At 73.9% G+C, this 20430-nt stretch carries 17 protein-coding genes; 6 read left to right on the top strand and 11 right to left on the bottom strand.

What is annotated here, in order from left to right; all coding sequences use genetic code 11:
• Positions 1-181: 181 nt before the first annotated feature.
• Positions 182-982: an AfsR/SARP family transcriptional regulator gene (locus tag ACQPZG_RS22535; protein WP_433547539.1), complete on the bottom strand. Its 801-nt coding sequence runs from the start codon at positions 980-982 to the stop codon at positions 182-184.
• Between the two features lie 212 nt (positions 983-1194).
• Between ACQPZG_RS22535 and ACQPZG_RS22530 the strand changes: the two genes are divergently transcribed.
• The 4 genes from ACQPZG_RS22530 to ACQPZG_RS22515 all read left to right on the top strand — a co-directional run bounded on the left by ACQPZG_RS22530 (position 1195) and on the right by ACQPZG_RS22515 (position 5930).
• A complete protein-coding gene (locus ACQPZG_RS22530) occupies positions 1195-1509 on the top strand; it encodes a hypothetical protein (protein ID WP_433547538.1) in 315 nt (104 codons plus the stop codon).
• A gap of 74 nt (positions 1510-1583) precedes the next feature.
• A complete protein-coding gene (locus tag ACQPZG_RS22525) occupies positions 1584-3884 on the top strand; it encodes a TOMM precursor leader peptide-binding protein (protein ID WP_433549504.1) in 2301 nt (766 codons plus the stop codon).
• A gap of 77 nt (positions 3885-3961) precedes the next feature.
• Positions 3962-5260: a sensor histidine kinase gene (locus tag ACQPZG_RS22520; protein WP_433547537.1), complete on the top strand. Its 1299-nt coding sequence runs from the start codon at positions 3962-3964 to the stop codon at positions 5258-5260.
• Between the two features lie 55 nt (positions 5261-5315).
• Complete coding sequence (locus tag ACQPZG_RS22515) at positions 5316-5930, top strand: response regulator transcription factor (RefSeq protein ID WP_433547536.1); 615 nt, start codon at positions 5316-5318, stop codon at positions 5928-5930.
• Positions 5931-5974: 44 nt separating this feature from the next.
• On the opposite strand, the gene ACQPZG_RS22510 is transcribed toward ACQPZG_RS22515, so the two are convergent.
• The 9 genes from ACQPZG_RS22510 to cimA all read right to left on the bottom strand — a co-directional run bounded on the left by ACQPZG_RS22510 (position 5975) and on the right by cimA (position 16786).
• Positions 5975-6793 (bottom strand): 4'-phosphopantetheinyl transferase family protein, encoded by an 819-nt coding sequence (locus ACQPZG_RS22510; RefSeq protein WP_433547535.1) that lies wholly within the window; start codon positions 6791-6793, stop codon positions 5975-5977.
• Positions 6794-6797: 4 nt separating this feature from the next.
• A complete protein-coding gene (locus ACQPZG_RS22505) occupies positions 6798-8051 on the bottom strand; it encodes an acyltransferase domain-containing protein (RefSeq protein ID WP_433547534.1) in 1254 nt (417 codons plus the stop codon).
• A 105-nt stretch (positions 8052-8156) separates the two neighbouring features.
• Complete coding sequence (locus ACQPZG_RS22500; protein ID WP_433547533.1) at positions 8157-9929, bottom strand: acyl-CoA dehydrogenase; 1773 nt, start codon at positions 9927-9929, stop codon at positions 8157-8159.
• A 31-nt stretch (positions 9930-9960) separates the two neighbouring features.
• The gene (locus ACQPZG_RS22495; RefSeq protein WP_433547532.1) at positions 9961-11763 is read right to left on the bottom strand and encodes a fatty acyl-AMP ligase; all 1803 of its coding nucleotides are present in this window, start codon (positions 11761-11763) and stop codon (positions 9961-9963) included.
• Positions 11764-11821: 58 nt separating this feature from the next.
• A complete protein-coding gene (locus ACQPZG_RS22490) occupies positions 11822-12058 on the bottom strand; it encodes an acyl-CoA carboxylase epsilon subunit (RefSeq protein ID WP_433547531.1) in 237 nt (78 codons plus the stop codon).
• 127 nt (positions 12059-12185) lie between these two features.
• Positions 12186-12821: an antibiotic biosynthesis monooxygenase family protein gene (locus ACQPZG_RS22485; RefSeq protein WP_433547530.1), complete on the bottom strand. Its 636-nt coding sequence runs from the start codon at positions 12819-12821 to the stop codon at positions 12186-12188.
• A complete protein-coding gene (locus ACQPZG_RS22480; RefSeq protein WP_433547529.1) occupies positions 12808-13851 on the bottom strand; it encodes an aromatase/cyclase in 1044 nt (347 codons plus the stop codon). The genes ACQPZG_RS22485 and ACQPZG_RS22480 overlap by 14 nt, the downstream gene beginning before the upstream one ends.
• 183 nt (positions 13852-14034) lie before the next feature.
• Positions 14035-15072, bottom strand: coding sequence for a ketoacyl-ACP synthase III family protein (locus tag ACQPZG_RS22475; protein WP_433547528.1), 1038 nt, complete (start codon positions 15070-15072; stop codon positions 14035-14037).
• Positions 15073-15142: 70 nt separating this feature from the next.
• Positions 15143-16786: a citramalate synthase gene (gene cimA, locus ACQPZG_RS22470; protein WP_433547527.1), complete on the bottom strand. Its 1644-nt coding sequence runs from the start codon at positions 16784-16786 to the stop codon at positions 15143-15145.
• Positions 16787-17191: 405 nt separating this feature from the next.
• Between cimA and ACQPZG_RS22465 the strand changes: the two genes are divergently transcribed.
• Positions 17192-18241 (top strand): zinc-binding dehydrogenase, encoded by a 1050-nt coding sequence (locus ACQPZG_RS22465; RefSeq protein ID WP_433547526.1) that lies wholly within the window; start codon positions 17192-17194, stop codon positions 18239-18241.
• Positions 18238-19476, top strand: a complete 1239-nt coding sequence (locus ACQPZG_RS22460; protein WP_433547525.1) for a macrolide family glycosyltransferase — start codon at positions 18238-18240, stop codon at positions 19474-19476. Before ACQPZG_RS22465 ends, ACQPZG_RS22460 begins: the two co-directional genes overlap by 4 nt.
• Positions 19477-19616: 140 nt before the next feature.
• Here the strand turns inward: ACQPZG_RS22460 and ACQPZG_RS22455 are convergent, their stop codons facing one another.
• Positions 19617-20375, bottom strand: coding sequence for a class I SAM-dependent methyltransferase (locus ACQPZG_RS22455; RefSeq protein ID WP_433547524.1), 759 nt, complete (start codon positions 20373-20375; stop codon positions 19617-19619).
• Between the last annotated feature and the right edge of the window lie 55 nt (positions 20376-20430).

Genomic DNA, 20430 nt, shown 5'->3' with positions numbered 1-20430 from the left:
ACACTGCCTAGAGCGCCGCTAAGGAGGGCGGGGAACGGCGCGGTCCGCCACGGCGCACCCGCCGGATCCCGCCGCCGGCCTCCCGCGGCGCGTCCGCCGGATCCCGCCGTCGGCTGCCCCGCAGCCCCGGCGCGCACCCGGGGTGCGCGGCCTGCCGGACCGGAGTCCGCCCCGGGAGCCCTCAGCCCGCCACCGGCGTGACGTCCCCGAAGTCCAGCGCGGGGTCCGCGTTGAGCACCGCCCGGTGCAGCCGCTGGATGCGGGCCGACGGCTCCATTCCCAGCTCCTCCACCAGGGCGTCGCGCAGCCGCTGGTACTCCTCCAGTGCCCGCCACGAGCCGCCGGCCCGGTGCAGCGCCGTCATCAGCAGGGCGCAGAAGTTCTCGTGCATGGGATGGCGGGCCATCAGCACCCGCAGTTCCGGCACGATCTCGGTGTGCCGCCCGAGCCGCAGGTCCGCGTCGAGGCGCAGTTCGAGGGCCGCCATCCGGTCCTCCTCCATCCGCAGCACCTCCAGTTCCAGTACGCCGCCGATGCGGACGTCGACGAGGGCCGAGCCCTCCCACAGGTCGAGCCCGCGGCCCAGCAACTGCGAGGCGGCGAGGTGGTCGTCCGCGGCGTGCGCGGCCCGCCCGGAGGCCGTCAGCTGGTCGAACTCCTGGACGTCGACCTGACCGGGCTGGACCTGGAGGAGGTAACCGCCGTGCCGGGTGACCAGGACGTCCTTGGCCTGCCGGGTCGGGTCGCCGTCCAGGGCCGCGGCGATCTTGCGGCGCAGTTGGAGGACGTACGTCTGGAGGGTGGTGGCGGCACTGCGCGGGATGCGCTCGCCCCAGATCTCCTCCATCAGGGTCGGCACCGTCACCACACGGTCGGCCTGGAGGGCCAGCAGGGCCAGGATCTGGCGCGGCTTGGCTGCCGTGGGCACTACGGAGACGCCCTGTTCATTGGCTACGAGCGGTCCGAGGACCTTGATGTCCATGGCTGTTTGCCCCTCTCTGGCCCGGTGATGGGTGCCGAGTCGGTAGAAGGATGTTTTCAGCCGCCGGGCGCCCGGCCCAGTGAGGGGGTCATGAGGATCGATGTGAATTTTTCATGCTCAAACGGTGATCATCGCACTGTGCGTCGTGGCCGGTCGGCCACAGAATCCTGTCCTGCGAGAGCTCGACTCGACCACGACTCCAGGAGATCTTGATGAGTCCCACAGCTTCCTCTGCCCTCTTCGCGGCGGCCGAATCCACCTACCGCGATTCCGTCGACGAGCGCTTCGCGCTGCTGCTGGCACGTACCGGACTGGACGCCGAGCTGGGCCGTCGGTTCGCCGAGGACCCCCTGTCCGTACTCGTCGAGCACGGCCTCCCCGCGGCCGGGACCGAAGCGAGACCGGACGCCGCCGTGCTCACGGTCGAAGAACTGGACCGCACCGACTCCCCCGCGATGCTGCTGCCGACGTGGCGGTGCCGGGCGGACGGCCCCAAGCCGGTCCAGACGCCGGTCGAGTCGAAGTGAGTACCTCGCTCGTCACCGGTGCCGCGGGGCGCGGGCCCGCGGCGGGCCCGCCGTCGGGGCCGGCGCGCCCCGCGGTGCCGGCGGGGCCGGAGCGGCCCGTCGGATTCAAGCGGCATCTGCGCGTCGAACCGGTGCCGGGCGAGGGCGTCTTCCTGCTGGCCGAGAGCGGGACCCGGGTGCTGGACGGCGCAGCCGCCGAGGCCCTGGCCCCCCTCCTGGACGGCACCCGCACCCTGCCCGAGGTGGTGCGCGACGCCTGCACGGTACTGCCCGCCGCGCAGGCCGGGCGGGGGCTGGCCGAGCTGGGCCGGGCGGGGGTGCTTGCGGTGCACTCCCGGGCCGCGGGCCCGCCCGCGTCGGCGGCGGCGGCGGCCGACGCCTACTGGGACGCCGCGGGCCTCGCGGGGGCCCCGGCCGACGCGGTCGCCGCCGCCGTGGTGGAGGTCGTCGCGGTCGGCGGCGCCGACGCCGGTGCGGCGCGGGCGGCATGCCGGGCGGCGGGCCTCGCGCTCGCCGCACCCGGCGGGTCCCCGGACCTGACCCTGGTCCTCTGCGAGGACTATCTGCAGCCGGAGCTGGCCGACATCGACGCCGCCCACCGGGCGGCCGGCCGCACCTGGCTGCCCGTCCGCACCACCGGCACCTCGGTGTGGGCGGGCCCGTTCTTCCGGCCCGCCCTGCCCGACGCGCCCCCCGGCGCACGGCCCGCCTGCTGGGAGTGCCTGGCCCATCGGCTGCGCGCCCACCGGACCTCGCAGAACCCGGTGCGCCGGGCCCTCGGCCTGGCCGGCCCGGTGCCGCTGCCCGCCGTCGGCCTGCCGACGACGGCCGCACTGGGCGTCCACCTCGCCGCCCTCGAACTCGTGAAGTGGGCGGCCGGGCACCGCACGGAGAGCCAGTCGTCGGTGACCGTGTTCGACACCCTGACGCTGCGCACCGCGCTGCATCCGGTCCGGCGCAGGCCCCAGTGCCCGGGGTGCGGCGACCCGTCGCTGGTGGCGCGCCGGGTGGAGGCCCCCTTCGTGCCCGCGGCGCGGCCCAAGCACGGCACGGAGGGCGGCAACCACCGGGCGCTGCCCGCCGACGAGGTGTACGACCGCCACCGCCACCTCGTCTCGCCCGTCACCGGGGTGGTGACTGCCGTGCACCGGGCGGCCGAGACCCCCGACGGCCTGCACCACTTCGTGTCCGGGCGCAACCTGGCCGTCGGCGGCCGGGACCTGGCCGGGCTGCGGTCGGGGCTGCGCAGTCACAGCGGCGGCAAGGGCGTCACGGCGCGGGAGGCCGAGGTGGGCGCGCTGTGCGAGGCGCTGGAACGGTACTCGGGCACCCGGCAGGGCGACGAGCCGACCGTACGGGACAGCCTGCGGTCGCTGGGCGCGTCCGCGCTGCACCCCAACGCGTGCCAGCTGTACGCCGACAGCCAGTACGCCGACCGGGCACGGTGGAACGAGCGGTACGCCCACTCGGCCTTCCAGCAGGTTCCCGAGCCGTTCGATCCGGGTGCGCCGGTGGACTGGACGCCGGTGTGGTCGCTGACGGCGGGCGAGCGGCGGCTGCTGCCCACCTCGATGCTGTACTTCGGGCCGGATCCCGACCTCGCGCGGGGTCCCTGGGCGGACTCCAACGGCTGTGCCGCCGGGTCGAGTCCGGAGGACGCCCTGGTGCAGGGCTTCCTGGAGCTGGTGGAACGGGACGCGGTCGCCCTGTGGTGGTACAACCGCACCCGGCGGGCCGCCCTCGACCTGGACGCCTTCGACGAGCCGTGGCTCGCGGCGACCAGGGCCGCGTACGGGCGGGCCGGCCGCGAGGTGTGGGCGCTGGACGTGACCTCGGACTTCGGGATACCGGTGGTGGTGGCGCTGTCCCGGCGCACCGGCGGGGGCGCGGAGGAGGTGTCGTTCGGCTTCGGCGCGCACTTCGACCCGAGGCTGGCGCTGCGCCGCGCGGTGACGGAGCTGAGCCAGCTGCTGCCGCCCGCCGATCCGGCGGCGGACCGGGCGGTGTACGCGGGCGACCCGGAGATCGCCCGCTGGTGGGCGACGGCGACGGTGGCCGACCAGCCCTACCTGGCGCCCGACCCCGCCGAGTCGCCGCGCTCGCGGTCGAGTTGGGCGTACCGGCCGACGGACGACCTGTGCGAGGACGTCGCGACGGCGGCCGGTCTCGTGCGCGCCCGGGGGATGGAGCTGCTGGTGCTGGACCAGACGCGACCGGACATCGGGCTTCCGGTGGTGAAGGCGATCGTGCCGGGGATGCGGCACTTCTGGTCCAGGTTCGCTCCGGGGCGGCTGTACGACGTACCGGTGCGGCAGGGTCTGCTGAGCGCGCCGACGGCGTACGGGGAACTCAACCCGACCCCGCTCTTCGCCTGATGGTGCGTCAGAACACTGGTTGCGTGGGGAACTCACCGATTGTGGTGAGGTGGGTCATACGTGCATAGCATGCCCTCATGCCCCCCACCGAGGACCGAGAAGACGGGTTGATATCCCGCCGGGACCTGCCGGTCCCCCTGCTGGCCCGGATCTGCACGATCATCGCTCTCCTCTGCTACAGCGCCGTCACCGTCCTCAACGTCGCGGCCTCGAAGGCCGGCGCCCACGTCCTGCTGGCCTGCGCCGTGTTCATCGTCTGCGTGTTCACCACGCAGTGTCTGGTCTCGGCGCCCTCGTCCAAACTGTGGTCGATGCGCACCAAGGTGCTCACCCTCGGGGTGCAGGCGCTGCTGACCTATGTGCCGTTCACCTGGTTCGGCCTCAACTGGGGCAGCATGGAGGGGCCGATGGCCGCCTCCGTGCTGCTCCTGCTGCCGGCCCGGTTCGCCTGGCCGGTGTTCACGCTGGTTCTGGTGGCCGTCCCGGTGTACGCCCTGTCCGCGGGGGCGACGCCGACGGCGGCGGGGTACTACACCACCTCGGCGCTGCTGTGCGGCATCGTCATCTACGGGCTGAGCCGGCTCACCGAGCTGGTGCACGAGGTGCACGCCACCCGGGCCAGGATGGCCCAGATGGCGGTGGGTCAGGAGCGGATGAGGTTCGCCAGGGACCTGCACGACCTGCTGGGGTACAGCCTGTCCGCGATCGCCCTCAAGGGAGAGCTGTCGCTGCGGCTGATCGAGCACCACCCCGAGCAGGCGCAGGAGGCGACCCGCTCCTTGCTGGAGGTCACCCGGCAGGCGCTCGCGGACGTACGGCTGGTGGCCAGCGGCTACCGGGAGATGTCGTTGCGGGACGAGCTGGAGTCGGCGAACTCGGTGCTGGAGACCGCGGGCGTCCAGGTGGACATGCGCATGGACTGCGGGCGGCTGCATCCGGTGATCGAGACGGTGCTCGCGACCGCGCTGCGCGAAGGGGTGACCAACATCCTGCGTCACAGCAGGGTCGAGTTCTGTACGATCACGACCAGTTGGGAGGATGAAACGGTTCTTCTGACGCTGGTGAACGACGGGGTGGCTCCCGGCACGGGGACGTGGCCGTTACGCACCGGGCCCGAGTACGGTGGCAACGGCCCGGACGAGTACGGCGGAAGCGGTCTGCGCAACCTGCGCGCCAGGCTGCGTGCCGTCGGCGGCTCCCTGACGGCGGGCGTCCGCCCGGACGGCCGCTTCGTCCTGGAAGCGCTCGCGCCGGCGAAACCGCCGGAGGGCACGGGGACCGAAGGGGACGAGTACACGACGGGGGCGGTCGAGGGGACCGCACCCGACGGGGAGAAGCCGCAGGCCGGGGGGCCTGCGGTGCGGACGGCCGTCTGACCGCGGCCCGACGGCCGGGGCACGGCGGCCGGCCGGAACAACTGCTGGGGGGCGCATGCTGACGGTGAAGATCCTGCTTGCCGAGGACGTCCACATGATCCGGGGGGCCCTGGTGGCCCTGCTGCACCTGGAGCCGGATCTGCGGGTGGTGGCCACCGTCGACCGGGGCGACACCATCGTGGCCGCCGCGCTGGAGCACAAACCCGACGTCGCGGTGATCGACATCGACCTGCCGGGCACCGACGGGCTGACCGCCGCCACGGAACTGCGGATGCGGGTGCCGGCCTGCCGTTCGCTGATCCTCACCGCGCTCGGCCGCCCCGGCATTCTGCGGCGGGCGATGACGGCGCAGGTGGACGGCTTCCTGCTGAAGGACTCCCCGCCGGACCAGCTCGCCACGGCGGTGCGCAACGTGGCGGCCGGCCGCCGGGTGGTCGACCCCCAACTGGCGCTCACCGCGTGGGAGTCCCCGAACAGTCCGCTGCTGCCGCGCGAGCTGGAGGTGCTGCGGCTGGCGGCGCGGGGCGCGGACATCGCGGAGATCGCCGGGTGTCTCTACCTGTCGCAGGGCACCGTACGGAACTACCTGACGTCGATCGTGTCCAAGCTGGGCGCACGCAACCGGATCGACGCGGTCCGGATCGCGGAGGACGCGGGCTGGATTCCGTAGTCACGGCAGCACGTCCGCCTCCGCCGCGTCCCGCCGGTGGCCGGTCACCGGTCACCGAGCAGCGCGTCCAGCAGCCCTTCGTCCAGCACCGTGTCCACCGACAGGTCCGTCAGCTCTCCGAACCCGGTGTCGTGGACGGCGGCGCTGAGCACGTACTCCCCCACCCCGAAGGTGCCGAACGTCCACTCACCGTGGTCGGCGGTGGTGCCGTCGGGGCGGGTCAGCCGGGCCCCGACGGTCAGCGGCTCGAACCCGAACTCGGTGAACCGGAAGCGCAGTCCCTGCCCGAGCGCCTTGCTGTACGCCTCCTTGAGCGTCCACATCCGCACCATCACGTCGTTGCGGGCGGCCGGGCCCGCCGCGTCCAGCAGCCCGAGCTCGTACGGGGTGCACGCCTGGCGCTCGGAGCCCGTTCCGGCCAGCCTGCGGTCGGCCCGTTCCACGTCGACGCCGATCCGGCCGCGCCGGGTGATGCCCACGACCATCGTCTCCTCGGTGTGGCTGAGGCTCACGTCGATCTGGTCGCAGCCCCGCACGTACGGCCGCCCGGCCGGCTGGTAGGCGAGGTCCACCAGCTCCGGGGAGGAGCCGATGGCCGCGGCGGCGGCGTACCGCAGCAGCAGCCGGGAGGCCAGCAGCCGCTCCCGCATCCGTGGCCGTTCCAGGGACTGGTAGCGCTGCCAGTCCCTGCCGAGCAGCTCGGCCGTGCGGGCGCGGGGGGTGCCGGGCGGCAGCTGCCAGCCGGGCATCCGGCCGTGCACCAGGACGGTGCCGGTGTCGGCGAGCCGTTCGTGCACCAGGTCCCAGCGGGCGTCGGGGCCCGGTGCGTCCAGCGGGGGGTCGAGCACGACGGGCTGTGCCATCGCCTCACGCCCCGGCCAGGACGGCGGCCAGCGGGCCCGCGTCGAGGGCCGAGATCACCCCGGCCAGATCCACCGCGTCGCTCTGCGGACCCCTGCAGACGGGGAAGCAGCGCAGTGCGGCGTCCGATCCCATCCGGTTGAGGAAGGGGGTGAGGACCACACGCGGCCCGATCTCCACGACGTGGGTGGGACTCTGCTGGCCGAGCAGCGCACGTGCCGCGTCGGCGAACCGCACCGGCGCGGTGATCTGCTCGGTCCAGTACGGGCCGTACAGCGGCTCGTTGACCAGCCGCCCGTGCACCGTGGAGTAGAACGGCAGCCGGGGTGCGCCCCCGGGCAGCCGCCGCACCACCGAGGCGAACTTCGCCAGCATCGGTTGCATCAGCGGCGAGTGGAAGGCGTGCGTGACGGTCAGCCGCCGGGACCGCAGGCCCTGCTGGGCGAGCCGGGCCTCGACCCGGGTCAGCGCCTCGACGGAGCCGGAGAGCACGGTGGCTCTGGCCGCGTTGATCGCGGCGATGCCCACCTCGGGCTCGTCGGCGATGAGTTCGGACGCCTCGAAGGGAGCGGCGCAGGTGGCCGTCATGCCGCCGCCCACGGGCAGGTACTGCATGAACGCCCCGCGCAGCGCGACCAGCTTGGCGGCGTCGGCCAGGGTGAGGGCGCCCGCGACGGTGGCGGCGGCGAACTCGCCGATGCCGTGCCCGAGGACGGCGACCGGCTGGACGCCCGCGTCCTGGAGGGTGCGCGCCAGGGCGTACTCGACGGCGAACAGGGCGGGCTGGGTGAAGCCGGTCAGGTGGATGCGGGGGTCGCCGGAGAGGATCAGGTCGACGACCGACTCCTTGGTGTACGGGCGCAGTTCCTCGGCGGCCTCGTCCAGGTGGGAGCGGTAGCCGGTGGAGTGCAGGTACAGGCCGGTCGTCATGCCCTCGTGCTGCGAGCCCTGTCCGGTGAAGACGAACGCGGCCCGCACCGAGGTCCCGTCGCGCCGGGTGTCGCGGTCGGCCATGCAGCGGGCCAGCGCGTCCAGGGTCGGATACGTCCAGACCTCGCCCGGTTCGATCAGCGGGCCGAACTCCTCCTCTATGTCGCCGTAGAGGCTGAGCGCGGCCACGGAGTCCAGTCCGTAGTCGGCGAACGGGGCGTCGCCGGGGACCGGGCGGCCGAGGTAGTGCGCCAGCCGCTCCGACAGCCACTCGTGGTGGGCGTCGGCCGGCGGGGCGCTGTGCGACGGGTCTTGCGCGGATGCGGACATGGGGTGGGCTTCCTCTCGGGCTCTGGACGTGTGGCGCTCTGGACGTGTCGCGCTCCGGAGGTGTGGCGCTCCGGACGTTTCTGGCGCTCGCGGACCCGCTGCCGGTCAGGCGAGCGGGGAGTCGTACAGGTCGAAGCTCCGCCCGCCGTGCAGCCGGGCCAGCGCCTCGGCCAGTACGCGCTGCTCGCCGCCGGAGGCCGCGGTTCCCTTCCCGGACGCCTCGGGCAACGGCAGTCCGAGGCGTCCGCCCAGCCGGCGCAGGGCGGCGCACACCCAGGCCGGGTCGGCCAGGAAGTCCCCGGGTTCGGCGGCCTCCGTGCGTTCGCGCCACACGCCGAGCACGGCGGCCGCCGCGAAGACGGAGGTGTAGCGGTCGCCGAGGCCGAGGTGGTGCGGGCTGGCCAGGGCCCTCCGGTCGCCCGGCACGACCTCGGCGAACGCGCGTTGCAGTTCGGCCAGCTCGGTGCGGAAGGCGGCGGCGAGCGCGGCGAGCACGGGCCCGCTGTCGCCGTGCGGCCCGTCGGCGAGCTGTGCGGCGCACTGCACCAGCGTCGCGGCAACCGGGTCCCCGTCGCCCAGCAGGGCGGCCCGGGACAGCTCCAGCGGCGGCAGCTCCTCGTACAGGCGGAAGAGCCCGGCCGGAGCGGGCTCGGCCCGGAACCACGACTCGCGGGCGAAGTGCGGCAGCTGCGGCAGGATGCTGACCTGGCGGCCCGCGCTGCCCGCGTGCCCCATCGACGTGACGGGCAGGTCCCGCAGTTGCTTCTGGAACATGCCGTACGTGCCGCCTCCGCCGAAGCTCTCCTCTCCCAGCACGGCGGACATCTCGTCCATCGCCTCCGCGACGATCTTCGGGGCGAGGTAGGCGGCGGCCGCCGCGTACACGCTGGTCTCACGCGGCAGCAGATGCAGCGCACGGGTCGCCACCAGTGCCATCGCGTCGCTGATCAGCAGGTCGAGGAAGGCGCCGGTCAGCACGGAGCGCACATGGGCCACGTCCAGTGCGCAGCGGCCGTCCGGACGCACCCGCACGGCGAAGGCGGCCACGGTGCGCAGCGCGGTGTCCGCGCCGGCCAGCACGATCGAGGGGATGAGGCCCCGGATGACCAGCGAGGAGCGCAGACTGAGCGCGTATCCGTCGCCCGGTGCGCAGACCACCGCCGACGCTGGGAGGCGGACGTCGGTGATGCGCAGGTCGCCGAACTCGGCGCTGCGCATGCCGGTGGTCGTCCGCCGCCGCAGGTCCTCGACGCTGCCCGGCGGCAGCGCGCGGCGGTCCCGTACGAACACGGTGTGGCTGCGCCCGCCCGTGCCGCCGTCCCCGGTGCGGGCGAACAGGACCAGGCCGCGCGCGCGGGAGGAGTTGGCGATGCCGGACTTGCTGCCGGTCAACAGCCAGTCGCCGTCGGGCAGCGGGCGTGCGGTGAACTCGTCGCGGACGAAGTCGTTGCCGTGCGCGGTGCCGTGCCGGGCGACCGCCACCCGCTGCCCGGAGAGCAGCAGTGCGGCGACGGTGCCGCGCTGGGCGTCGGTGCCGCCGCTCCATACCGGGGTGGCGGCGAAGAAGCAGTTCAGGCCGTACCCGAAGCCGAGGGACGCGTCGCGGCGGAAGACCGGGCGCAGCACCCGCCCGAGCACGTCCATCCGGTCCAGTCGTCCGCCGAGGGCTGCGGGCACGAACTCGGCGTTCAGGCCGAATTCGTCCAGGACCTCCTCCGCCCCCGCGGGCAGCTCGCCCTCCGCGTCGGCGGCGAGCAGGGCTGCGCTCCCCAGCGGGTTGGCGGGGTCCTCCAGCGGGCCGAAGGCCCGTTCGAGGGCGTCGATCCGGGACTGCGGGGCGTCGGTGCTGTGGACGGGGCGGGGCGGGGCGGTGCTCATGTACGGCTCCGGGGGCAGGGAGGGGTGGTGCTCATGTACGGCTCGGGGCGGCGAGGGGGCCGGGCAGCAGGTCCGTCACCTGGGGCTCGACGCGTTGGTGCAGCGGGGTGAGCTCGCCGCGCAGGAACAGTCGGCGCATCGCCGCACGCTCGACCTTGCCGCTGGTGGTGCGGCGGACCGTACCGGGTCTGACCAGGAGCACCGCGCCCGCGTGGATCTCGTGCTCCTCGGCGAGGGCCGCCTGGACGGCGTTCGCGAGAGCGGCCAGGTCCACGTCGTACCGGCTGCGGGCCCGCAACTCCTGGACGAGCACGACCTGTTCGCGCTCCCCCGGCACTCCGAAGGCGGTGCCGGAGCCGAACAGGGCGCTGACCCGTTGGACGGTGCGCTCCAGGTCCTGCGGGTAGTGGTTGCGGCCCGCGACCACGATGACGTCCTTGATGCGGCCCGTGACGTAGAGCTGCCCGCCGTGCAGGAGGCCCAGGTCGCCGGTGCGCAGGAAGCCTCCGCCGCCACCGGTGATCTTCGCCTGGAAGGTCTCGGCGGTCTCGGCCGGGCGGGCCCAGTAGCCGCGCGCCACGCCGTCGCCGCGCACCCAGATCTCGCCCGTGCCGCCGTCCGGAACGGCCTTGAGGGTGCCCGGGTCCACGATCCGTATCTCGGTTCCGGGGGCGGGTGGGCCCGCGGTGACCAGGGTCGCCTCCCCTTCGCCCAGGGCGTGCGCGGTCCAGGGGGTGGAGGATCCGGACACCAGGAGCGTCGCTTCGGCGAGGCCGTATGCGGGGACGAGGGCCTCGGGTCGCAGTCCTGCGGCGGCGAAGCGGGCTGCGAAGCCGCGCAGGGTCTGTTCGCGGACGGGTTCGCCGCCGCTGACCGCGATGCGCCAGCGGGACAGGTCGAGGCCGGCCAGCTGGGCGTCGTTGACCCGGCGCACACACAGCTCGTACGCGAAGTCGGGAGCCCCGCTCGCCGTCAGCCCGTACCGGGAGATCATCTCCAGCCAGCGCACCGGCCGCTTCACGAAGCTCTCCGGGGAGAGCAGCACCGCGGTGCCGCCCAGCCACAGGGCGTGCAGGAACTGGCCGACGAGGCCCATGTCGTGGTGGAAGGGCAGCCACCCGCCGATCCGGTCGCCGGGCTCGGTGCCGAACGCGGTGGCGATCGCGCGCTGGTTGGCGAGCAGGGCCCGGTGGGTGACGACGACGCCGCGCGGTTCGCGCGTGGAGCCGGAGGTGTACTGGAGGAACGCGGCGGTTTCGGGAGTGACGTCGGCCGGGGCGAACCCGTCGTGCGGCGCGGCCGCGGGGGCCGGGCGGTCGACCAGGACGCAGGTCACGCTGCCGTATCCGGTGCGGGCCAGGAGCTGGGAGAGCTCGGGGGCCTCGGCGGTGGAGGTGAGGGCGCAGACGGCCGCGGCGTCCTTGGCGACGTTCGCCATGCGCTCGTCGTGGTGCCCGCGCCCGCCCGTCGGGGCGAGCGGCACGGCGACGACGCTCGCGTAGAGGCAGGCCAGGAAGCCGACGGCGAAGTGGCGCCGTGAGGCGAGTACGAGCAGTACGCGCTCGCCGGGGGCGGCGTGGGCGCGCAGCCGCGCCGCCAGCTCCAGCGCCTCCGCGTCGAGTCGCCGGTAGCTGAGGGTCTCGGCGTGCAGGTCGGGCCGGGCCCCGGGGGCCGGGGCGTCGCAGGCCGCCGCCCGGTCGCCGGGTGGGTCCGTACGAGCGGGTTCCGTCAGGAGGATCAGGGCCGCGGCGTCCGGCCGCTCGGCCGCTCGCGCACGGAAGACCTCCGTGAAGGTCCGGTGCTCGTCCGTCCGCTCGGTCATCTCTTCCCCCATCGTCCTGCGCCCTCCTCGTCGCCGTCGTGGCCAGGGGAACCCCCTGGTGGCAGGCCCTTCAGGGGCCGGGCCGGGTCGTCGTGGGCCGGTGGCCGAAGTCCTCGACCGCCCAGTCGGCACGCGGTGCGACGGCCGGCCGCGCGGTGCGTTCCGCGTGGAGACGGGCCGCCTCGATCGCGCGCAGGCGGGCCGTCACGACGGCGGTCACCGCCGCCAGTTCCGCCGCGTCGGGGCGGCCCCGGAGCACGGTGAGGGCGATGCCGGAGGCCGTCGCTTTCGCTGTGTGGTCCGTCATTCCCGCAGGATGAACGCGCCCGCTCGAATGGACCTCGCGGCCGGAACGCGCAGGAGCCGAGGGCGTGTGGCCCTCGGCTCCTGCGGTGGTGGAGTCGGCCGGCCGGGGTGCGGGCGGCGGACCCGGATCAGCCGGTCGTGCGCTCGTAGGCGACGTGACGGGTGCGTTCGGTGGAGACCGCGGCCAGCTCGGACAGGAACCGCAGCCCGTTCCGGTAGCCGACGTCGCCGAGCGCCCGCTCGCAGTCCTCCTCCTCGCGCCACCACTGGAGGCCGGTGTAGGCGAGCGGGTACACCGTGGAGCGCAGCAGGTCGGTGCCGCCGAAGCCGCCCAGTTCGGCGCAGTGCGCCCCGAGCGCGGCGAACTTCCGCTCGAAAAAGGGGCGTTCGCCCTCCGTCCGGAGCACGGCCCGTACCAGGACGACGTTCGGCGCCCCGGCGACCGCCTCGGCGTACAGGGTGCGGCCCACGCTGTACGCCTGGTCCGCCTCGGTATCCACCAGCGGTCCCAGCCGCCGTACCTGATCCTGGAAGTCGGGCTCCCGCACGGTGTCCAGGAACGCGCCGAGGGCGTGCCAGTGCCCCAGGTGCACGTACACGTGGTCGCGTTCCAGCAGCCGCAGCGTCACCAGGAAGGCGAACCCGTCCCGTGCGCGCAGGAACTGGCAGTGCTCGCGGAAACCCTCCTCGAAGTCCGCCGGGTCACCCTTCACCGTGAAGCGATTGACCACGGTGAGGGGGCTGCGGGGGTCACGTCGTGGCACGAGCGCCCTCCGCACCGGCGCCGTCCGGGGCCCCCGCGGCACGGGCTTCGGCGAACTCCTTGGCATGGCGGAGCGTGGTGGAGCTGTTGGCGCCCAGCGCGTGGCGGACCTTCGCGCGGGCGTCGGCGAGGGTGGCGTCCGGGCCGAGGAGGGCACGCACCCCCTCGGGGTCGAGGGTGACGGTGTGCCAGGAGGTCACCTCCCAGGCGCCGTCCGTGCCGGCGGCGGGTTCGACGGTCCACCGGCCGGTGTGGCCGGTCATCGCGGCGGGCACCCGCAGCTGCTTGTAGACCAGGGTGCGGCGGTCCGGGAAGGACACCCGGATCGAGGTGGTGTTGTGCGTGGATCCGTCCGGGCTGCGGGTGTCCATGTCCATGTGCTGGACGACCGGCTGCCCGTCGACGACGTCTTCCCGCAGGTCGAGCCGGGCCACGTGGGGCAGGCGCTCGGGCCACAGGTCGGCCCGGTCGAGGAAGGCGAAGACGTCGGCCGCGTCGCCGTCGACGCGGACGCTGTCGTGGAAGGAGAAGTGGAGCGCGGCGCGGTCGGCGCCGAGTTCGGCGGTCTTCTTCAGGGCGTCCAGCTCGGCGGTGCTGTTGCGGTCGACGGCCTGCTCGATGAGCGCCTCGGCGGCCGGATCGTCGTCCACCGCCCGGTAGTCGTGCAGGAGTTCCACCCGGCTGCCGTCGCCCTCGGGGGCGATCCGCCACGCACCGCCCATGGAGGCGACGGGTGCGGCGGAGACCACCTGGCGGAAGGTGACGGTACGGGCGGCCGGGTCGAGCACCCGACGGGAAGTCCAGTTCCGCACCTGCCCGTTGGCCGTGGCCCAGATGCGGAGGAGTTGCTCGCCGCCCTCCTCGGGGGCCTCCTGGAGCACGTCGACGTGCACGGTGGGCCCGAAGACCTGCGGCCACTCGGAGACGTCGGCGACCAGCCGGTACACGGCATCGGGCGCGGCGGCCACCGTCACCGTGTGCAGGGTCGTGCGGGCGGCGGAACGGACGGGGTGCGCAGCGATCGGCGCCACGGTGAGCTTCCCTTCGGTACGGCCGCACAGGGCGGCCCCATACGGCAGATTGACACAACAGCACTCGTTTCCCGCTGGAGCGCCGCTCGACCCGCCCACGGAGGGCGTGCCGTCACGGCGCTCGGGCGACCGGCCGGCCCTGCCCGGATTTCCCGGGGGGCGCCGACCGGTGGGGCCCGGGGCTCAGCCGGTGGGCCCCCACTCGGGCCTGCGCAGCATCTCGATCACCGCGCATCCCCAGCTGTACCCGGCGCCGACGCTGATCAGCACGATCAGGTCGCCGGGGGCGGCCTTGCCGGACGCCAGCAGGTGGTCCAGCGACGCGAACTGGTCGCCGGCCCCCAGATGTCCGACGGTACGGCTCCAGGACCAGGTGGTGCGGGCCGGGTCGATGCCGAACGGCTGGTGGTAGATGGACTTCAGGCGGCGCTGCCCGAAGTGCGGGAGGACCACCCAGCGGGCGTCGTCCAGTTCGGCCCCGGCGTCGGCCAGGGCCTGCTTGACGACGGTCTGCTGCCCCTGGTGGGCGCGGGTGATGGCGTACGACATGCCCACCTTGGAGACGAACGCCTTCTTCGCCTCCTCGAAGTCCACCGGCATGCGGTGGGTGAAGGGGGCCGGGGAGAAGGGCTCGTCGCCGCGGTGCAGGGGTTCGAGGTCCGGGTCGGCGAGCACGGCGACGGAACGCAGCCGGGCGAAGCCGCCGCGCCGGGACAGGACCAGGGCGGACGCGCCGTCCGCGTACGGGGTGCCGGGGTCGGTGCGCCAGCGGTCGATGCCCGGGGCGCAGAACCGGTCGGCGGAGGTCAGCAGCGCGTCCGCGTGGCCGTGGCCGGCCGCGAGGTAGGCGGTGGCGAGGTCGAGGGCGGCTATCCCGCCGTTGGACATCTGCCGGATCTCGATGGCCGGGCAGCCGTTGCCGAGTGCCTCGCGCTGGATGTACGAGGCGACCGGCCAGAGGTCCTGCCCCTGGTGGTAGGTGTCGGCGTGCAGCAGCAGGTCGACGTCGCCGGGGCCCGAGGCGGCCCGGTCCAGCGCGGTGCGGGCGGCGGTGGCGGCCATCTCGGCGGCGGACTCGTGCGGCGAGTACGCGACGGAGACCATGCCGGTGGCCTGGGCGACGCGGGGCGGGCAGGAGCCGTCCGAGACGGCGTCGGCGACGAGGAGGGAGGAGGGGAGCCGGACGGAGGTCCCCCGGAGGTAGGTGTCTTCCACGCGCACGGATGGCTCTCCAGTCGGATGTCGGGGGTACGGGGGTGCCGGGGGCCGCGGGGTGCCGGGGCCGCGGCGTTCAGGGGGTGGGGGCGGCCAGCGGGGCCGCGGACGCGGGCTGCTCCCGGACCTGGTCCAGCAGGACGTAGTGGACGGCGTCCAGCAGGGCCCGCCACCCCGCCGTCACCGTGTTCGTGTCGACGCCGACGGTCGACCAGGCGGTCTTCCCCGAGGGCCGTTCCCGCCCGTCGCGGTACGAGATGAGCACGCGGGCCGCGGCGTCGGTGCCGGTCTGCCCGCTGAGCAGCCGCACCTGGTAGTCGGTGAGGACGAGCCGGGCGAGGGCGGGGAAGAACGGGTCGAGGGCCGCGTGCAGGGCGTTGTCCAGGGCGTTGAGCGGCCCGTTGCCGGTGCCGGTGGCGCTCAGCGGAACCCCGTCGACGCGCAGCCGCACGTGGGCCTCCGTACCGGAATCGCCGTTCCGGCGCCGGCCGACGCCGACGCTCCACTCCTCGACCTCGAAGGGCCGGCGCTCCCGGCCTCCGGCGATCTCGTCGCGCAGCAGCAGTTCGAAGGAGGCGTCGGCGGTCTCGAAGCTGTAGCCGCGGCTCTCCAGTTCCTTGACGCGGGCGGCGGCTCGGGCGACCGTCTCGTCGCCGGCCGCGACGTCGTACCCCAGCTCCCTCGCCTTGAGTTCGACGGAGGACCGGCCGCCCATGTCGGAGACCAGGGTGCGCATCACGTTGCCGAACAGGGCCGGGTTGGTGTGCTGGTAGAGGCCGGGGTCCACGCGCAGGGCGGAGGCGTGCAGGCCGGCCTTGTGGGTGAAGGCGGAGGCGCCGGTGTACGGATCGGCGGGGACGCCGGGCACGCCGGTGATCTCACTGAGGGTGCGGCCGGTGTCGGTGAGGTGCTTAAGACGTTCCAGCGGGATCACCTCGCGGCCCCGCTTCAGGACGAGGTTGGCGATGACGGTGAACAGGTTGGCGTTGCCGCAGCGTTCGCCGTACCCGTGGGCGGTGCCCTGGGCGTGCACGGCGCCCGCGTCGACGGCGGCCATGGTGTTGGCGACGGCGCACCCCGAGTCGTTGTGGCAGTGGATGCCCAGCGGCACGCCGGTGAGGGCGAGGGTGTCGGCGACGACCGTGCCGATCTCGTCGGGCAGCATGCCGCCGTTGGTGTCGCACAGCACGACGGTGGAGGCGCCCGCCTCGGCGGCGGTCCGCACGACGGCCAGCGCGTACTCGCGGTTGGCGTGGTGGCCGTCGAAGTAGTGCTCGGCGTCCAGGAAGACGGTGCGTCCGGCGCGCACCAGGTGCCGCACCGTGGAGCCGATCATGGCGAGGTTCTCGGCGAGGGTGGTGCGCAGGGCCCGGTCGACGTGTGCGGGGTGACTCTTGGCGACGAGGGTCACCACCGGCGTCTCGGCGGCGAGCAGCGCGCGCACCTGGGGGTCGACGGAGACCGGCACCCCGGCCCTGCGGGTCGCCCCGAACGCCGCCAACTCGGCGTGTTGAAGGACCAGTTCGCTCTGCGCGCGGCGGAAGAACTCGGTGTCCTTGGGAACCGCGCCGGGCCAGCCGCCCTCGATGTAGCCGACGCCGAGGCCGTCCAGCAGGCGGGCGACGGCGAGCTTGTCCTCGACGCTGAGCACCAGGCCCTCCTGCTGGGTGCCGTCGCGCAAGGTCGTGTCGTAGAGCTCGAAGTCGCCCTGCTCGCTCATTGCTCGCTCCTCCCTCTTGCCCCGTGTGACTCGTATGGCTCGTGTGACTCGTACAGCTCGTGTGGCGCTGCGTGGTACTCATGTGGCGCTGCGTGGCGCTCGTGTGGCGCTGCGTGGTTCGCGTTGCTCGGATGGCTCTCGGGCCGCTCGGTGCGGCCTGGTCCGCCCGTCCGGTTCTGTGCTGCGCCGGACCGGCGGTGACGGGCTGCGACAGTCGGGCGGGCCGCCTGAGTACGCCTCGGGCCGGAGTGGACCCGAGGGTCCGAGCCCGGCGGAGGAACTGATTCCGGACGGACTCCGGGGCGTTTCGGCCAGGCTCGCCCCGCCTGGGGTGCAATCGAGCGGGAATTGAGCGGCACCCGGAAAGCTGCCCTGGCAAGGACTCCCCATGGAAGGGCACGCACCATGACCACCGAGAGCGCCCGCAACGCCGCCGGCACCGCCGAGACCCCCGCGAAGTCCCGGGAGGTGCGGCTCGCCGCGCACCCGGACGGCGCGCTGACGCCCGCCCACTTCGAACTGGCCACCGTCGAGGTGGCCCGGCCCGCCGACGGCGAGGTGCTGGTCCGCAACGACTACCTCCAGATCACCGCCGTGATGCAGGACCTGATGAAGCCGGAGCCGGACCTTCCGATGCCGGCCTACCAGGTGGGCGCGCGGCTGTGGGGCGGCGCGGTCGGCACCGTCGTCGAGTCGAACAGCCCCGACCTGGCGCCCGGCGACCTGGTCGAGAGCATGGACGGGTTCGGGCAGTACTCGACGGCCCCCGCCGACCAGTTCCACAAGCTGGACAGGGACGCCTTCCCGAGCCCGGTGCACTACCTGACGCAGGGCCCGACCGCGTACCACGGCATGGTCGACATCGCCGAGGTCGGCGAGGGCGACACCGTGTTCGTGTCCGGCGCGGCGGGCGGCGTCGGTTCGCTGGCCGGCCAGATCGCCAAGGCGCGCGGCGCCAAGCGCGTGATCGGCGCGGCGGGCAGCAAGGCGAAGGTCGACTACCTGGTGAACGAGCTGGGGTACGACGCCGCCTTCGACTACCACGACGGCCCGGTCCTGGACCGGCTGCGCGAGCTGGCCCCGGACGGCATCGACGTCTTCTTCGACACCGTCGGCGGCGAGCAGTTCGAGGCGGCCGTGCAGGCCTCCGCGCAGGGTGCCAGGTTCGCGTTGTGCGGGGCGCTGTCGGGGCAGGTCGGCGACTCGCAGGGGGCCTTCCCCCGGCTCGACGTGATGACCGCGATCGTCCGGCAGATCGTGATCCGGCCGTTCGCGACGTACCACACGCCGGAGCAGATCCAGGCGTGGAACAGCCACTTCGCCCAGTGGCTGGGCGAGGGGAAGTTCGTGCTGCCGCACACCCTCGTGGAGGGCGGCATCGACGCCGCGCCGCAGGCGCTGATCGACCTGCTCGCGGGCAAGTACCGGGGCAATGTGGTGGTGAAGCTCTCTTGAGCCCGTTGCGCGCGGAGGGCGCCCCGGCGCCCTCCGGGAGCCGCCACATCGCCTTCTTCAACATCCCGGCCACCGGCCACCTCACCCCCACGCTGGGCGTGGTGGAGGAACTGGTGCGCCGGGGTCACCGGGTGACGTACGCGGCCACCGAGGAGTACGCGGACCTGATCGCCTCCACCGGGGCGACGGTTCTGCCGTACACCTCCTCCATCGACCCGCAGAAGATCGTGCCCGCGGGCGCGGACGACTGGCTGGCGCGGGTGCTGGAGGGCAACGTCCGGGAGGGCGCGGCGACCGCGCCGGTCTTCGAGGAGTACTTCCGCTCCCGGGGCGAGCTGCCGGACCTGCTGGCGTACGACATCTCCGTGCAGTTCCTGGGCGGCGTGCTGACCCGCAAGTGGAACCGGCCGGGAGTGAAGTTCTACTCGGTCTCGCCCACCAACCGGAGCATCCCGCGGGAGGCCGTCGGCGCGGCGGCGTACGACCGTATCGAGTCCGAGCTGGTCGCCTTCGCGGGCGCGCACGGGGTGCGGGACGTCTCCTTCGACCTGCTGGTGGACGACCCGCAGGCGCTGAACGTGGTCTCCGTGCCGCGCGAGTTCCAGTACCGGGGCGAGGAGTTCGACGAGGACGGCTTCGTCTTCGTCGGTCCGTGCCTGCGGGAGCGGGAGCGGGTGGTGGACCCGTCGTCGGGCTGGCAGCCGCCCGCCTCCGGGCTGCCGGTGGTGCTCATCTCCCTGGGGACGAGCTTCAACGCGCAGCCGGACTTCTTCCGGCGGTGCGTGGCGGCGCTCGCCTCCGGCGGGAAGTGGCACACGGTGCTGGTCACCGGTCCCGGGGTGGACGCGGCGTCGCTCGGCCCGCTGCCGGACGACGTCGAGGTGCACGCGTGGCTGCCTCTCCAGGAGGTGCTGGCGCACACCCGGGTGTTCGTCTGCCACGGCGGCTGGGGCACGGTGATGCAGTCGCTGCACGCGGGCACGCCGATGGTGGTGGTCCCGCAGGTCGGCGAGACCGATCAACTCGCGCACCAGATCGGCGCGTTGAACCTCGGCACGGTGCTCTCCCGCGAGGAGGCCACGGTGCCGGCGCTGCGGGAGGCGGTGGCGTCGGTGGACGCGGACGCGGGCCTGCGCGAGTCGGTGGCCCGGATGCGCGAGCACGTGCACGCGGCGGGCGGAGCCTCCCGTGCGGCGGACGCACTCCTCAACCGCCTGCCGGCCCGGGTGGGCTGAACCGCGGCGGGTTCGCCGCAAGCGCTGCCGCGCCCTCGCCTCCGTTCGGGGCGGGGGCGCGGCGGTCCGCCCGGCGCCCCGCTCCGCCGTACCGCCCGGCGCCCCGCGCCTGCGTGCGGGCCGGGCCGCGGCCGTACGGGTCAGGCCGCCGTCGCCGTGAAGAGGCCGCGGCCGGACTGGACGCCCGCGTGGTACTCCGGGACGAGGCCCGCCGCACGGAACGCCTCCTCGTACTCCTTGCGGCTGAAGAGCCGCGCCCGGTGCGTCTCCGTGAAGTGCCGCACGCCCACCCCGGACTGCGCCAGCAGGTAGTGCACCTCCATCCGGGAGAAGTCGCCGTCCCGGACGGTGTGCGAGACGCGGGAGACCGTGCGGCCCTCCAGTTCCACCACGTCCGCCGCCACGTGCCCCGGCAGGAACGTCGCGGGGAACCACCACGGCTCCACCGCCACCACTCCCCCGGGCGCCAGGTGCCGCCGGAAGCAGCGCAGCGCCGCGACCAGTTCGTCCCGGGTGTCCAGGTAGCCGACGGACGCGAACAGGCAGGTGATCACCGCGTAGGTGCGGCCGAGGTCGAAGTCGCGCATGTCGGCCGTCCCGAGCGGCACGTCCGCGGGCAGCCTGTCGCGTGCCGTCGTCAGCATCGCCTGCGAGAGGTCCACGCCCGCCACCTCGGCGAACTGGCCGGCGAACACCTCCAGGTGGTTGCCGGTGCCGCAGGCCACGTCCAGGAGCGAGGCGCGTCCGCAGTCCTCGCCCACGAGCCGCAGGACGTCCTTGGCCTCCTGGACGAAGTCCTTGCCCCTGGCCCGGTGGGTCTGCTCGTAGATCTCCGCCGCGTCGGCCCCGTACATCCCGCCGGTCCCCGGTGCGGCCTGCGTGCTGGTCGTGTCGTCCATGGCGACTCCTCGAAGTCATCGAACTGCCCTGTACCGGCGGCTGCCTGCCGCCGCG

The organism is Streptomyces sp. CA-294286, from assembly GCF_050947155.1.
Taxonomy (GTDB): domain Bacteria; phylum Actinomycetota; class Actinomycetes; order Streptomycetales; family Streptomycetaceae; genus Streptomyces.
Note: the sequence above shows the minus strand (reverse complement) of the source record. Positions and strands in the feature narration are given on the sequence as shown.